General features: G+C 66.8%; 12 protein-coding genes and 1 tRNA gene. 2 read left to right on the top strand and 11 right to left on the bottom strand.

The window, feature by feature from the left end:
* Positions 1–118: 118 nt before the first annotated feature.
* Positions 119–1,600 (bottom strand): 30S ribosomal protein S1, encoded by a 1,482-nt coding sequence (gene rpsA, locus C8271_RS07265; protein WP_106506746.1) that lies wholly within the window; start codon positions 1,598–1,600, stop codon positions 119–121.
* A gap of 253 nt (positions 1,601–1,853) precedes the next feature.
* Positions 1,854–4,565 (bottom strand): DNA polymerase I, encoded by a 2,712-nt coding sequence (polA, locus tag C8271_RS07260; protein ID WP_106506745.1) that lies wholly within the window; start codon positions 4,563–4,565, stop codon positions 1,854–1,856.
* Positions 4,566–4,644: 79 nt separating this feature from the next.
* Here polA and C8271_RS07255 point away from each other — a divergent pair, with 79 nt between their 5' ends.
* On the top strand, positions 4,645–5,193 hold the full coding sequence (locus tag C8271_RS07255) for a PaaI family thioesterase (protein WP_245921014.1): 549 nt from the start codon (positions 4,645–4,647) through the stop codon (positions 5,191–5,193).
* On the opposite strand, the gene C8271_RS07250 is transcribed toward C8271_RS07255, so the two are convergent.
* Both C8271_RS07250 and C8271_RS07245 read right to left on the bottom strand, forming a co-directional pair.
* On the bottom strand, positions 5,172–6,401 hold the full coding sequence (locus C8271_RS07250; protein ID WP_245921012.1) for an ABC transporter substrate-binding protein: 1,230 nt from the start codon (positions 6,399–6,401) through the stop codon (positions 5,172–5,174). The two genes, C8271_RS07255 and C8271_RS07250, sit on opposite strands and share 22 nt — an antisense overlap.
* A gap of 205 nt (positions 6,402–6,606) precedes the next feature.
* Positions 6,607–7,257, bottom strand: a complete 651-nt coding sequence (locus tag C8271_RS07245) for an ANTAR domain-containing response regulator (RefSeq protein WP_170957823.1) — start codon at positions 7,255–7,257, stop codon at positions 6,607–6,609.
* Positions 7,258–7,362: 105 nt separating this feature from the next.
* Between C8271_RS07245 and C8271_RS07240 the strand changes: the two genes are divergently transcribed.
* Positions 7,363–7,445: transfer RNA gene (locus tag C8271_RS07240), tRNA-Leu, on the top strand.
* Between the two features lie 58 nt (positions 7,446–7,503).
* Here C8271_RS07240 and pyk read toward each other — a convergent pair.
* From pyk to C8271_RS07205, 7 genes are all read right to left on the bottom strand, one after another.
* Positions 7,504–8,973, bottom strand: coding sequence for a pyruvate kinase (pyk, locus tag C8271_RS07235; RefSeq protein ID WP_106507944.1), 1,470 nt, complete (start codon positions 8,971–8,973; stop codon positions 7,504–7,506).
* Positions 8,974–9,116: 143 nt separating this feature from the next.
* A complete protein-coding gene (lgt, locus tag C8271_RS07230) occupies positions 9,117–10,067 on the bottom strand; it encodes a prolipoprotein diacylglyceryl transferase (protein WP_245921010.1) in 951 nt (316 codons plus the stop codon).
* A gap of 1 nt (position 10,068) precedes the next feature.
* Complete coding sequence (trpA, locus tag C8271_RS07225; protein WP_106506741.1) at positions 10,069–10,890, bottom strand: tryptophan synthase subunit alpha; 822 nt, start codon at positions 10,888–10,890, stop codon at positions 10,069–10,071.
* Positions 10,887–12,188 carry a tryptophan synthase subunit beta gene (gene trpB, locus C8271_RS07220; protein ID WP_106506740.1) on the bottom strand — a complete coding sequence of 434 codons (1,302 nt, stop codon included), beginning with the start codon at positions 12,186–12,188 and terminating at the stop codon, positions 10,887–10,889. The genes trpA and trpB overlap by 4 nt, the downstream gene beginning before the upstream one ends.
* Positions 12,185–13,033 carry an indole-3-glycerol phosphate synthase TrpC gene (gene trpC / locus C8271_RS07215; protein ID WP_106506739.1) on the bottom strand — a complete coding sequence of 283 codons (849 nt, stop codon included), beginning with the start codon at positions 13,031–13,033 and terminating at the stop codon, positions 12,185–12,187. Before trpC ends, trpB begins: the two co-directional genes overlap by 4 nt.
* Before the next feature lie 18 nt (positions 13,034–13,051).
* Positions 13,052–13,519, bottom strand: a complete 468-nt coding sequence (locus tag C8271_RS07210) for a DUF2752 domain-containing protein (protein ID WP_106506738.1) — start codon at positions 13,517–13,519, stop codon at positions 13,052–13,054.
* Positions 13,516–13,755 carry an HGxxPAAW family protein gene (locus C8271_RS07205; protein ID WP_106506737.1) on the bottom strand — a complete coding sequence of 80 codons (240 nt, stop codon included), beginning with the start codon at positions 13,753–13,755 and terminating at the stop codon, positions 13,516–13,518. Before C8271_RS07205 ends, C8271_RS07210 begins: the two co-directional genes overlap by 4 nt.
* Between the last annotated feature and the right edge of the window lie 24 nt (positions 13,756–13,779).

Below are 13,779 nucleotides of genomic sequence, written 5' to 3'. Positions count from 1 at the left end.
CGGTGAGCGGCTGTCCGTCCGTCAGGCGGGAGCGTGAGTACGGAGCACGACGGCGGGGCGCCACCTCACAGGTGACGCCCCGCCGTGCACAGTCATCGCGCTCTGGGCGCGAATGCGATCAGTTGCCGGTGAGCTTCGCGCGCAGGGCAGCCAGTGCCTCGTCGGACGCGAGGGTGCCCTCGTCCGAGGAGGAGGACTGGTAGGAGGTCTGCGCGGATCCACCGCGGGACGCACCGCCCTGCTGGTCTGCACCGCTGGACGCGGGAGCCTCTTCGTCGGCCTTGATGGCCTCCGCGACCTGAGCCTTGTGCGCAGTCCAGCGCTCGTAGGCGGCCGCGTACTGCGCCTCCCACTCCTCGCGCTGCGCCTCGTAGCCCTCGAGCCACTCGTTGGTCTCCGGGTCGAAGCCTTCGGGGTACTTGTACTCGCCGTTCGCGTCGTACTCGGCGGCCATGCCGTAGAGCGCGGGATCGAAGGTCGAATCGTCGCCCTCCGGGTCCACACCTTCGTTGGCCTGCTTGAGGGACAGCGAGATGCGGCGACGCTCGAGGTCGATGTCGATGACCTTGACGAACACGTCCTGGTCCACCTGAACAACCTGCTCGGGCAGGTCAACGTGGCGCTGGGCGAGCTCGGAGATGTGCACGAGGCCCTCGATGCCGTCCTCGACGCGCACGAAGGCGCCGAACGGCACGAGCTTGGTGACCTTGCCCGGCACGACCTCACCGATCGCGTGGGTCCGAGCGAACAGCTGCCACGGATCCTCCTGGGTGGCCTTCAGCGAGAGCGAGACGCGCTCACGGTCCATGTCGACGTCGAGAACCTCGACACGCACCGGCTGGCCGACCTCGACGACCTCGCTCGGGTGATCGATGTGCTTCCAGGACAGCTCGGAGACGTGCACGAGGCCGTCCACGCCGCCCAGGTCGACGAAGGCACCGAAGTTGACGATGGAGGACACGACGCCCTCGCGGACCTGGCCCTTCTGCAGGGTCTGCAGGAAGTCGGAGCGGACCGCGGACTGGGTCTCCTCCAGGTAGGCGCGGCGGGACAGCACCACGTTGTTGCGGTTCTTGTCCAGCTCGATGATCTTGGCCTCGATCTCCTGGCCGACGTACGGCTGCAGATCGCGCACGCGGCGCATCTCCACGAGCGACGCGGGGAGGAAGCCACGCAGGCCGATGTCGACGATCAGGCCGCCCTTGACGACTTCGATGACGTGACCGGTGACGACGCCCTCGTCTTCCTTGATCTGTTCGATCGTGCCCCAGGCGCGCTCGTACTGGGCGCGCTTCTTGGACAGAATCAGGCGGCCTTCCTTGTCCTCCTTCTGGAGAACCAGGGCCTCGATCTCCTGGCCGACCTCGACGACCTCGTCGGGGTTAACGTCATGCTTGATGGACAGCTCGCGGGACGGGATGACGCCCTCGGTCTTGTAGCCGATGTCGAGCAGAACCTCATCGTGATCAACCTTCACCACGGTGCCCTCGACGATGTCGCCATCGTTGAAGTACTTGATGGTCGAATCGATGGCGGCCATGAGGTCATCGGTGCCACCGATGTCGTTGATGGCGATCTGGGGGGTCGTGGTGTCGGTCATGAAAGTGGGAACTCCGTCGGGACAGGATCACGTAGGAACAGGGGACAAACGAGCCGGTGGAACGTCTTCCCTGCACAATGCCGGTCACAATGCCCGAGATATCTCGGGGCATCAGATCAGCACAGGAGGGCATACGCGCCCCACAGGCCTCCGAAAGCCTACCAGTCGTCGCTGGCGCCCGATAGTGCGATGCCTGAGTCTTCCCGACGCATGAGTGTGAGCTTCGTCCCCCACCCGGCTCCGGCCGACGGTGTCAGTGCGCGGCAGCCAGCCAATCCGGGCCGATGCCCACACCCACCTCGAGCGGAACCGACAGCTCGTAGGCACCGCTCATGCCGTCGGTGACGACCTGCCGCAGGACGTCTTCCTCACCCTCGGCGACTTCGAGCACCAGCTCGTCGTGCACCTGGAGCAGCACGCGCGAGCGCAGCCCCGCGTCGGCGATGCCCTGCTCGACTCGCATCATCGCGAGTTTGATGATGTCCGCGGCACTGCCCTGGATCGGCGAGTTCAGCGCTATCCGCTCGGCGTTCTCGCGACGCTGACGGTTGTCGCTGGTCAGATCCGGCAGGTAGCGGCGCCGACCCAGGATGGTCTGGGTGTAACCGAGCTCGCGTGCCGTCTCCACGCTCGAGCGCAGATAGTCGCGAACACCACCGAAGCGCTCGAAGTAACCGTTGCGCAGTTGTGTCGCTTCTGCCTGGCTGATGCGCAGCTGACGCGAGAGGCCATAGGCGCTCAGCCCATAGGCCAGTCCGTAGCTGACGGCCTTCGTCTTCGAGCGCATCGCGCCGTCAACGTCCTCGGGGGCAACGTCGAAGACCCGAGAGGCGACGAACCGGTGCAGATCCTCTCCCGAGTTGAAGGCGGTGATCAGCCCGTCGTCCTCCGACAGGTGCGCCATGATGCGCATCTCGATCTGGGAGTAGTCCGCAGTCATGAGCGAAGCAAAGTCGCGGCCGGGCACGAACACCTCGCGCAGGCGCCGACCCTCGTCGGTGCGCACCGGGATGTTCTGCAGGTTCGGGTTCGTGGAGGCCAGTCGCCCCGTGGCCGCGGCCGTCTGCAGGAATGTCGTGTGGATCCGAGAACCGCGTACCGCCTCGCGCAGCCCCACCAGATATCCGAGCAGCTTGTTCATCTCGCGGAACCGCAGCAGCCAGGAGAGGAACTCGAAGCCGGGCGAGTCCGGTGAGGACTTCTCCTGCAGGTCCTGCAGCGACTCGGCGTCCGTGGAGTAGCCGGAGGCAATCCGTTTCGTATGCGGCATTCCCAGGCGGTCGAACAGCAGTGTCTGCAATTGCTTGGGCGAGGAGAGGTTGACGTCCTCCCCCACGATCGCGCCGGCTTCGCTGCGCGCCTGCGCGACGAAGCCTTCGAACTCGGCTTCCAGGCGCGCGAGTCGCTCCGGGTCCACGGCAATGCCGCGGCGGTGCAGCGTTTCCAGATTCCGCTGCAGTGGCCGTTCAAGCTGGTCCAACAGCTGGAGCGCCCACGGCTCGTCGGCAAGTCCCTCGGAGAGACGTGTTGCGACCGTGTGCAAGGCGCCTGCCGCCTGGGCGAGCCTCTTCCCTACCGTCTCGATATGTCCGTTGCGCTCCTCCTCGCTTTCCTTCGCGAGCGTGCGCTGAGCGGGTTTGCGAGGTCGAGGCGGGAAACTCACGCCGGCATGCTCCGCGGCAAGCGCCTCGGTCTCGTAGGAGCGGGCGCCGGGGCGCAACACGAAGGCGTCGAGAGAGAGGTCGCGCGCATGGGACGGCAGGTCAATGCCATGCTCTTCGAGGAGAAGACGCACCGCAGGCGCGTCGGCCACCAGGATGGACGGCGCCGTCTCGAGAACAGATCGCAGTGCGCCCCGCAACGCATCGGGCATGTCCGAGAGCTGCACGAACGCCGCATGGTCCGGCACTGCCAATGCCAGCATCGCCCCGCCGCGCACATCCTCAGTGACGTCCACGGCGAGAGGGTGGTCAGCGCCGTCGAGCGCATCGTGCAGCTGGTCCGCATCATCGACAGCGTGGATCTCGGCAGCGGTGAGCGCAGTGTGCTGTTCGCTCTCACCTGTGTCTGCGAACAAGATGGCCGGTGCGTCCCGACGGATCGTCGGACCGAAGGCGAGATCGTCGAATGCTGCGGTCATCGCGTCGTGGTCGCCGCCGCCGATCGCATAGCGGCTCGGGTCCGTGGGGAGATCGAGGTCGATCACAGCAGCGTTCATGCGCCGGTTTCGAACCACTGCCTCGCGATGGTCGCGCAGCGATTGGCCGGCTTTGCCCTTGATCTCGTCCGCGTGGGCGAGGACGCCGTCGAGATCTCCATACGTGGCGATCCACTTCGCGGCTGTTTTCGGGCCGACGCCGGGAACACCCGGGAGGTTGTCTGCGCTCTCCCCCACAAGCGCGGCAAGCTCCGGGTACTGCACAGGGGTGACGCCGTATTTCTCCTGGATGGCGGGAGCGTCCATGCGGCGCATCTCGCTGACGCCCTTGACGGGTTGCAGCAGGGTGACGTGATCGCCGATCAGCTGGATCGCGTCGCGGTCGCTCGAGACGATCAGCGCCTCCTGCTGCGCAGCGGCAGCGCGCGCGGCAAGAGTGGCGATGATGTCGTCCGCTTCGTAGTCCTCCATCGTGAACCAGGCAACGCCCAGGGCGTCGAGCACAGTCTTGATGAGGCCGATCTGGCCGTGGAACGCGGGAGGGGTCTCTTCGCGTCCACCCTTGTACTGGTCGTAGATGCGGTCACGGAAGGTGCCACCGGGCAGGTCGAAGGCGACGGCGACATGGGTGGGGCGTTCTGCGGCCACCACGGTGAAGATCATGCGGGTGAAGCCGTACACGGCGTTGGTGGCCTGGCCGCGGCCGTCGCTGAAGCCGTCTGCGGGCAACGCGAAGAAGGCACGGAAGGCCATCGCGTGACCGTCGATCAGCAACAGACGGGTCTTCTCCACATCGCTCGCAGTCATAGAGGGAAGTCTGCCACGCGTCCCTGACGCGCGTGCTGCCTGGTCCGGACACCGCGGCACGCTGTGGCACGCTGTGGCCATGCCTGAGCGTCACCATCACCCCGACATGACCGGTGAGCCGCATGTCGCGCACCCGGCTCTCACCGCCACGCCCGCGGCCGACGACGCACCCGAGTTCCCCGGCATGGACCGGAAGCAGCTCGCGGCGATCTGCGCTGGCACGCTGCTCGAACGCTGCGGGATGCGGGTGGTGAGCCTACGAGCCGACGGTGGGGAGATGACCATGCCGGTGACGGGCAACACGCAGCCCGCCGGTCTACTGCACGGCGGTGCAACGATCGCACTGGCCGAGTCGGTCGCCTCCCTTGCGGCGATCGTGCACGCCCGCGAGATCTACGGCGAGCGGGCACAGGCGGTCGGCACGTCGGTAGCGGCCGTGCATCACCGCTCCGCGCGCAGCGGCGACGTCCTGGCGCGGGCACGTGCCCAGCATCTGGGCCGACGCGTCGCGTCCTACCTGGTGGAGGTCACGGAAGAGTCCGGTGCGCTGCTGAGCACCGTCACCGTGTCGACGATGCTGCTACCACCTTCATCTGGGGACGCAGCTCAGCCAGGCGTGACCTCGTAGTTGGTCGCGTCCGGGGGCTGCAGCACGTTGGCCTCGCTCCATGTGTACTCGCGCAGGGAGCCTTTCGCGGGGTCGCCGTCCGTGCCGAGTTCGAGGGCTCCCATGCGCCCGGCATAGGACACGCTGACGCGTTCGCCTCCGGCAGCAAGGCCGTCCCGCATCAGCGTGCGGCACGCCGCGTAGTCGAAGCACTCCTCGGAGCCGGTCAGTACGGCGGGAATCGCTTTCGCGATGTCGCTGCCCTTCACCGACAGTGCGCTGTAGGCGCCGATGCAGCACAGCATCACGGCGTCATACGCCTGCTGCGAATACGCGTAGCTCTCGGTGAGGAAGTTCGGGGAGACGTTGAGCATCATGTTCACGTGCTCGTCACTGAGGCTGCCGCCGCCCTGCTGGCCAACAGTGCGGCTCAGGCAGTCCGCCTGCAGGGCATCGTCCTTGAAGTCCATGACAGCAGCTGGCCCCACCCGTACCTGGATGTCCAGGGTGGGGCGCTGCCCCTCGTCGAGCGTGGCCTTCCACAGGTCCGACAGCAACGGGCCGGCATCGGTCGACGGGCCGTTGACGACCAGCAGGTACGGCTTCGCTTTGACGATCTTGCCCACAACAGCGGCACGGTCACCGAAGCTCCCGATCGGATAGAAGTGCTCAGCCACGATCTTCCCGGCTTGCGGGTTGATGATCAGCTCGAGCTGTTCCTTGAGGCTACGTCCCTGGGCAGTGTCTTCGGAGACGAAAGCCACCGAGCCGGGTGCCCCCGTCTTGTCGCTGGCATTACCGAAGGCAGCCTCCGCATAGTGCTGCGCGATGGCGCGATCATTCGGGGACAGCCGAAGCAGCATGCCTCCGTGCTGCACCTCCGGGTCACGGACCTGCATGCCGGAGGAGAACACGTCGATGATCGCGATCCCGGCCTCAACGAACTGCGGCACGGCGCTGATGAGTGTCTCGTCGTCCAGTGACGTGATCACCGCGGTCACGCCGCTCTCTTTGAGACGCGCCACCACGGTGGTCAGGTCCGAGCCGGCTTCTTTCACCACATGGCGCTCCACGGCCTCGACCTTGTGACCGAACAGTCCACCGTCACGGGCGTTGATGTCTATCAATGCTTCGGTGATCGCTGTGGAGATCTGGTCCTCGAAGCGTCCAGCGATGCCGTAGGAGCTGCCGATGGAGCCGATCACCAGTGGCGTATCCGGCTCGGACACGGCGTCAGCGGTCGGGTTCGTGGTCGTGCGGCGGCGCCTGCCGCGAAAGCCTCGGCGGCCTCCGCCCGGGCCAGTGCAGGCGCTCAGTGCGCTCGCGCCGAGCACGCTCGCGCCTAGGGTGCGCATCAGCGTGCGCCGTGACACCGCCATGGTTGTTTCCCCTCCGCTTCGGCTCCCCCGCCGGGCGTCGTCCGTGCGAGGACGCTCAGTCCTTGCCCTGGCCGCCCAGCTGGTCGACGACGGCGTCGGCGACCTCTCGCATGGTCAGGCGTCGGTCCATCGACGTCTTCTGGATCCACCGGAACGCCTCCGGCTCGCTCAGCCCCATGTTCGTCTGCAGCAGGCCCTTCGCACGATCCACGCGCTTGCGGGTCTCGAAACGCTCGGTGAGGTCGTGGATCTCGGACTCGAGCTGCGTGATCTGCTGGTAGCGGGAGATCGCGATCTCCACGGCCGGCAGCAGGTCCGCCGGGGTGAAGGGCTTGACCACATACGCCATGGCGCCGGCATCGCGGGCACGTTCAACGAGCTCCGTCTGCGAGAAGGCAGTGAGCATCACCACCGGCGCGAGATTCTCCTCACCAATGCGCTCGGCGGCGGTGACACCGTCGATCTGCGGCATCTTCACGTCGAGCACCACCACGTCCGGGCGAAGTTCACGGGTCTTCTCCACCGCGCTCTCGCCATCACCGACGGCGGCGAGCACCTCGAAGCCCGCCTCCGTGAGGGTCTCGACGATGTCCATACGGATGAGGCTCTCGTCTTCAGCGACGACGGCGGTGCGTCGTGGCGCATCCTCACGCTGGTCCTGGTCCTGGACGTCGGGGGCGTCGTCGGGCTGCTGCTGGTCGTTCATCGTGTCCTGTGGTCTCTCTGCTGGCGGCTTCGCCGGGTGGCGCCTGTCAACGCGCACACCCATCAGCGGGTATCCTAGACCAGCCGTCCGTGCGGACGGTGGTCGGCCGGGTTGGCGGAATGGTAGACGCGGCGCACTCAAAATGCGCTGTCCGCAAGGGCGTGCGGGTTCGAGTCCCGCACCCGGTACGGAGGGCGGCGCCCGACGGTGTGATCCGTCGGGCGCCGCGTCTGTCGTGATGTCTGCTCAGTGCTGAGTGCCAGCCGCGATCCGATCAGCCTCGATGCGGGCAGACTCGGTGCCGTCGAGGTCACCAATGCGGTGCACCCGCAGCGAGTTGGTCGAGCCGTGCACACCCGGAGGCGAACCAGCCGCGACGACCACCAGATCATTCTTCTGCAGACCCTTGTGCTCGCGCAGCAGCTCGTCCAGGACGCGCATCATGTCGTCAGTGTTCTTCTGCATCGGCACGAGATGCGTCTCAATACCCCAGGACAGCGCGAGTTGATGGGCCACCGACTCGTACGGGGTCAGCGCGAGCAGAGGGATCGTCGGCCGCAGACGCGAGAGACGACGAGCGGTGTCACCGGACTCGGTGAAGGTCACCAGGTACTGGGCCGAGAGCTGATCGCCGATCTCCGCCGCGGCACGGGTGATGGCACCGCCGCGGGTGTGCGGGATCGTCCCCAGGGGCAGGATGCGATCCGCGCCGTTCTCCTCCGTATTAGTGACGATCCGCGCCATCGTGCGCACCGCCTCGAAGGGGTACGCGCCGACACTGGTCTCACCGGAGAGCATGACCGCGTCGGCACCGTCCAGGATGGCGTTGGCGCAGTCGGACGCCTCAGCGCGGGTCGGCCGCGGGTTAGCGATCATCGACTCGAGCACCTGGGTTGCGACGATGACGGGCTTGGCGTTGCGGCGAGCCAGCTCGATAGCGCGCTTCTGCACCAGCGGCACCTGCTCCAGCGGGAGCTCAACGCCCAGATCGCCGCGGGCGACCATGATGCCGTCGAACGCGCCGACGATCGAGCGCAGGGCACGCACAGCCTGCGGCTTCTCGATCTTCGCGATGACCGGGACACGGCGGCCCTCCTCCTGCATGATGCGCAGAACGTCGTCCATGTCGTGGGCATCGCGCACGAATGACAGCGCGACCAGATCGCAGCCGAGGTTCAAGCCCCAGCGCAGGTCCGCAATGTCCTTCTCGCTCATGGCGGGCACGGACACGGCCACGCCCGGCAGGTTGATGCCCTTGTGGTTCGACACCGGGCCGGGCACCTCGACGACGGTGGTGACGTCGGTGTCGGTGACGTCGGTGACGCGCACGGACACCTTGCCGTCGTCAATCAGCAGAACGTCACCGGGGCGGCAGTCGCCGGGCAGGCCCTTGAAGGTGGTGGAGACGCGCTCCTTGGTGCCGACGATGTCGTCGGTGGTGATCACGAAGGTGTCGCCCACCTCGAGCTGATGCGGCCCGTTCTCGAAGTTGCCCAGACGGATCTTCGGGCCCTGCAGGTCCACGAGGACGGCCACGTTGCGGCCCAGGTCCTCGGCTGCACGCCGAATATTGGCGTAGACGAGCTCGTGATCGTCGTGCGTGCCGTGGCTGAGGTTCATGCGGGCAACGTCCATGCCCGATTCGATCAGCGTCCGGATCTGTTCGTACGAGTTGGTCGCCGGTCCGAGTGTGCAGACGATCTTCGCTTTTCGCATGACAACCCATCTGTTGAAGTGTGCGTGTCGGTGCAGCTCCCAGCCGCTGGGACGCACCTCGGCGCGCCTGCAGCGGGTCGCATCACCGGGATCCGTCTCACAGTGTAATGCGGGAGGCCGACAGATCCACGGGACCAGGGAGATCAGCGCGCCCGGCGCCGCCCCGTGGGGCGTTTCTTCCCTGCCGCAGCCGGTTCTGCACCAGACGTTGCTCCGGGCTGTGCAGCGGGCGTTGTTCTGTGTTCGGGAAGAGTGAAGGAGCCATCGGCGGCAGCTGCTTCACCGCCCCGTCGGCGGCGTCTGACGGTGAGCCAGGCGAACATCGCGATCGCACACGCAGCGATGAGGATCGCGACCAGGGTGTGGACGCGCATCGGACCGATCATCATCACCGGCTCCGAACGCATAGCGTCAATCCAGGCGCGCCCAATCGAATAGATCGCGGCGTACAGCCAGAACACGCGACCGCCAGCCAGGTGGAATCGCTTGGCGAGCAGCACCAGCACCACGACTCCCGCCAGGTTCCACAGCTGCTCGTACAGGAACGTCGGATGGTAGGAACCGGGTTCGCAGCCAGGGATCCTCTGGCCGTTGGTCACGCAGGTGATGTCCCAGGCCCAAGGCGCATCCAGGGGCGGCCCATACAGCTCCTGGTTGAACCAGTTGCCGAAGCGTCCCAGAATCTGGGCCACCATGATCGCGGGCGCGAACGTGTCGGCGAGAACAGTGAAGGAGACATCCTTCAGCCGACTCATGCCCCAGACGGCCAACGCTCCCCCAGCAACACCGCCGTAGATCGCGAGGCCGCCCTGCCAGATGTACAGCGCACTGAGCGGATCACCACCGGGCCCGAAGAACGGGGCAGGTGAGGTGAGCACATGCCAGATGCGTGCGCCGACGATGCCAGCGATCACTGCAACGAAACCGATGTCGAACAGGTCGTCCGCATCGCCACCACGGACCTGCCAGCGGCGGGTCGACCACCACATCGCCACGGCGATTCCAGCCAGGATGCACAGGGCGTAGAAGTGGATCGTCAACGGTCCGAGCGAGACCGAGGACACCGGCGAGGACGGGATCAGCGCGGCAACCATGTCAGCAGCCCCGCGCCTGATCCACTCCGCTGCGCAGCTCACGAGCTGTGCGCGCAAGTGCACTCAGGTCCCCGGGTTCACTCTCCAGGAGAGTGCGCACAAAAGCAGACCCGACGATCACACCATCCGCGTAGGCGCCGACCTCCGCAGCCTGCTCCGCAGTGGACACGCCCAATCCAACGCAGACGAAGCGAGCCCCGGCACTGCGAGTACGTTCCACCAGTCCTTCCGTGGCCGCCGAAACACTGGCCCGGGTCCCGGTCACGCCCATGGTGCTGGCTGCGTAGACGAAGCCCGTGGCGTGCTGCACCACATAGGTGAGACGGTCTGACGGAGAAGAGGGCGCCACCAGGAAGATGCGGTCAAGGCCCTCACGGTCAGAGGCGGCGATCCAGTCCCCCGCCTCGTCCGGGATGAGGTCCGGTGTGATCAGCCCCGCGCCGCCTGCTGCTGCCAGGCGCGCAGCGAAGGTGTCGACGCCGGTGGCGAGCACGGGATTCCAATACGTCATCGACAGGATCGCTGCACCCCGTCCGGCCACCGCCTCGACGGCGGTGAACAGGTCTCGGGTACGGATCCCTGCTGCCAGTGCCGTGGAAGCGGCCTCCTGAATGACCGGGCCGTCCATCACCGGATCGGAGTACGGCAACCCCAATTCGATGGCGTCGACACCCTCATCGATCAGGCAGCGGACGGCGTCGATCGAATGCTCGAGACTCGGATATCCGACCGGAAGATAGGCGATCAGTGCGGGCCGGCCGGCCTCATGGGTGGCTTCAAGAACGTCGGCGGAGCGCAGGCGCGCCGTGCTCGCGATGCTCATCGGGTCTCCTCCGTGTGCGTCTGGGCGTTGCGGGCACTCGTGCGGAGAGCGGCGAGGTCACCGCGAGCGGGTTGATCTGAGACCAGGCCGAACCAGCGTGATGCGGTGTCCACATCCTTGTCGCCGCGGCCCGACAGGCTCACCACCACAATCCCGTCGGGGCCGAGTTCCCGACCGACGTCGAGGGCCCCGGCCAGCGCATGCGCGGATTCGATCGCGGGCATGATGCCCTCGGTCATAGACAGCAGCGCGAAGGCATCCATCGCGGGGCCATCGCTGATCGGGACGTACTCTGCGCGCCCGATCGAAGCGAGCCAGGCGTGCTCTGGTCCGACGCTGGGGTAGTCCAGACCTGCCGAGACCGAATGGGACTCAATGGTCTGTCCATCCTCGTCCTGCATCACGTAGCTGCGGGCCCCGTGGAGCACGCCGGGAGAGCCGAGCGTGATGGTAGCGGAGTGGCGACCGCTGTCGACGCCATCGCCACCTGCTTCGCAGCCGATCAGGCGCACGTCGGCGTCGTCAAGGAAGGCATGGAAGATCCCCATAGCGTTCGATCCGCCGCCCACGCAGGCCACCACAGCATCGGGCAGGCGGCCGGTGAGATCGAGCACCTGTTCGCGGGCTTCTTCACCGATGATCCGGTGGAAGTCACGCACCATCGCGGGGAACGGGTGGGGGCCGGCGACGGTGCCCAAGAGGTAGTGAGTGCTGTCCACATTCGCCACCCAGTCCCGGAACGCCTCATTGATCGCGTCCTTGAGGGTGCGCGACCCCTGGGTGACCGGCACGACTTCGGCGCCGAGCAGACGCATACGCGCCACGTTCAAGGCCTGCCGTTGGGTGTCCTCTTCGCCCATGTAGATGGTGCAGTCCAGTCCGAACAGCGCCGCGGCAGTCGCGGTGGCCACACCGTGCTGGCCCGCACCGGTCTCAGCGATCACACGGGTCTTGCCCATCCGCCGGGTGAGCAGTGCCTGCCCGAGCACGTTGTTGATCTTGTGGCTGCCGGTGTGGTTGAGATCCTCGCGTTTGAGCAGGATCCGCGCACCACCCGCGAGAGCGGAGAAGCGCGGCGCTTCAGTGAGCAACGAGGGGCGTCCGGTGTACTCCTGGCCAAGCCGGCGCAGTTCAGCAGTGAACTCGGGGTCGACGATCGCCTTCTCGTAGGTCTCGCGCAGCTCATCGAGCGCGGGCACGAGCGCCTCCGGGAGGAAACGCCCGCCGAAGTCCCCGAAATACGGTCCGGCCTGGCTGCGCAGGGGCCCGTCGGGTCGGGTGAAGTCCTGCTCGATCATGCGCTCACTTCCTCAGATCCCTGGGGCATGTTGGTTAGACGGCCCTCACGAGCAACGGCGCGGAACGCCGCGACGGTCTCTGCCGGGTCGCCGGCGGTCACGAGTGCCTCGCCCACCAGCACAGCGTCGGCGCCGGCCCGGGCGTAGCTGCTGACATCTTCCACGCTGTGCACCGCGGATTCGCCCACAGCCACGGGCCCGGCGGGGACTTGGCGCAGCAGCTCGCATGCCCTCTCGATGTCGATCTGCAGCGTCTTCAGGTCACGGGCGTTGACACCGATCACCCGTGGCTCGAGTCGCAGAGCACGCTCCAGCTCCGGGCCGTCGTGGACCTCCACGAGAGCAGTCATTCCGAGCTCGCCCACGAGGTCGTAGAGGCGGCGCAGGGCGTCATCGTCGAGTGCGGAGGCCATCAACAGCACGAGATCGGCGCCGTGCGCTCGTGCCTCGATCACCTGGTAGGGGTCGACAACGAAGTCTTTGCGCAGCACGGGCACGCTCACCTGCACTCGTACAGCGTCGAGGTCGGCAAGCGAGCCGCCGAAGCGGCGCTGTTCGGTGAGCACACTGATCGCATTCGCTCCCGCCTGGGCGTAGACGTGTGCGAGCGCTGCGGGATCCGGGATCGGGGCAAGCGAGCCCTTCGAGGGGCTTGATCGTTTGACCTCAGAGATCAGAGTCATGGTGCGGCCATCGCCGCGTAGTGCGCCGACGGCGTCACGGGCCGGATCAACCTGATCGGCCAAGCGGCGCAGCGTGTCTTCTCCCACGGCGCGTCGGCGGTGTTCGAGGTCCTCGCGCACCCCGGCGATGATCTCGTCAAGAACGGTTCCAGTGCTGGTCATATGGTGCTCCTGCGGTTCTCAGGCGCCGATCAGGCTGGTGGGCGCGAGGAACCAGAAGACGGGGACATTGCGAAGGACGGCGTAGATGCCGACGACGATCGCGAGGGCGACCACCGCCCACCGCGGTGGCAGGGCGGTGAAGGGCCTGCCCCGCACACGCTGGATCGTCCAGGTGATCATGCCGACACCGACCACCGGCAGTGCGGCGATGACGAACAGGTTGTTGCGCAGTGCCAAAAGGAAGTCGCCGTCCAGCAGCGCGTGGACCGCTCGCGTGGCGCCGCAGCCCGGGCAGTACAGGCCCGTGAGGTGATACAGCGGGCACAGGGGGATGTTCTGCGTGAACGGATTGAACACCGCCTGCACAAGCAGCGCGGCGCCGATGCCCCCGATAGTCAGGGCGATGGGCAGGGCAGCACGGCGCAACGACACGGAGCGGCGGCCTGAGGCCCTCTGCTCCGCGTCGGTGCGCGCAGCGAGAGTCACTTCGAGGCGGCCTTGCGGCTCTTCTGTCCGAAGCCGAGCAGGGACAGCACGAGTCCGAGGATGAGACCCAGCCCGATCCCGACGATGCCGGCGATGATCACCGCAGACTGGCCCATCGCCATGCCGACGCCGACGACGATCGCGCCAAGGACCACGAGGGCGGTCAGCACCCACGCCGCGACCGTATTGCCCTCATTGTGGGGCGGGGCGGGCGGCACGGTGTACGTCTTGGGCATGGCGCTCAGGTCCTTCAGAAGCTT

This window comes from Brachybacterium timonense, assembly GCF_900258505.1.
GTDB lineage: Bacteria > Actinomycetota > Actinomycetes > Actinomycetales > Dermabacteraceae > Brachybacterium > Brachybacterium timonense.
The sequence above is the reverse complement of the archived record's forward strand: the minus strand, read 5'-3'. Positions and strand labels throughout refer to the sequence as shown.

Excerpts from the sequence above, each read along its gene's own strand:
- C8271_RS07255 (WP_245921014.1), top strand. The coding sequence starts at position 4,645 with ATGCCTGAGCGTCACCATCACCCCGACATGACCGGTGAGCCGCATGTC.
- lgt (WP_245921010.1), bottom strand. The coding sequence starts at position 10,067 with ATGGTTGCCGCGCTGATCCCGTCCTCGCCGGTGTCCTCGGTCTCGCTC.
- polA (WP_106506745.1), bottom strand. The coding sequence starts at position 4,565 with ATGACTGCGAGCGATGTGGAGAAGACCCGTCTGTTGCTGATCGACGGT.
- rpsA (WP_106506746.1), bottom strand. The coding sequence starts at position 1,600 with ATGACCGACACCACGACCCCCCAGATCGCCATCAACGACATCGGTGGC.
- trpC (WP_106506739.1), bottom strand. The coding sequence starts at position 13,033 with ATGACCAGCACTGGAACCGTTCTTGACGAGATCATCGCCGGGGTGCGC.
- trpB (WP_106506740.1), bottom strand. The coding sequence starts at position 12,188 with ATGATCGAGCAGGACTTCACCCGACCCGACGGGCCCCTGCGCAGCCAG.
- C8271_RS07205 (WP_106506737.1), bottom strand. The coding sequence starts at position 13,755 with ATGCCCAAGACGTACACCGTGCCGCCCGCCCCGCCCCACAATGAGGGC.
- trpA (WP_106506741.1), bottom strand. The coding sequence starts at position 10,890 with ATGAGCATCGCGAGCACGGCGCGCCTGCGCTCCGCCGACGTTCTTGAA.
- C8271_RS07245 (WP_170957823.1), bottom strand. The coding sequence starts at position 7,257 with ATGAACGACCAGCAGCAGCCCGACGACGCCCCCGACGTCCAGGACCAG.
- pyk (WP_106507944.1), bottom strand. The coding sequence starts at position 8,973 with ATGCGAAAAGCGAAGATCGTCTGCACACTCGGACCGGCGACCAACTCG.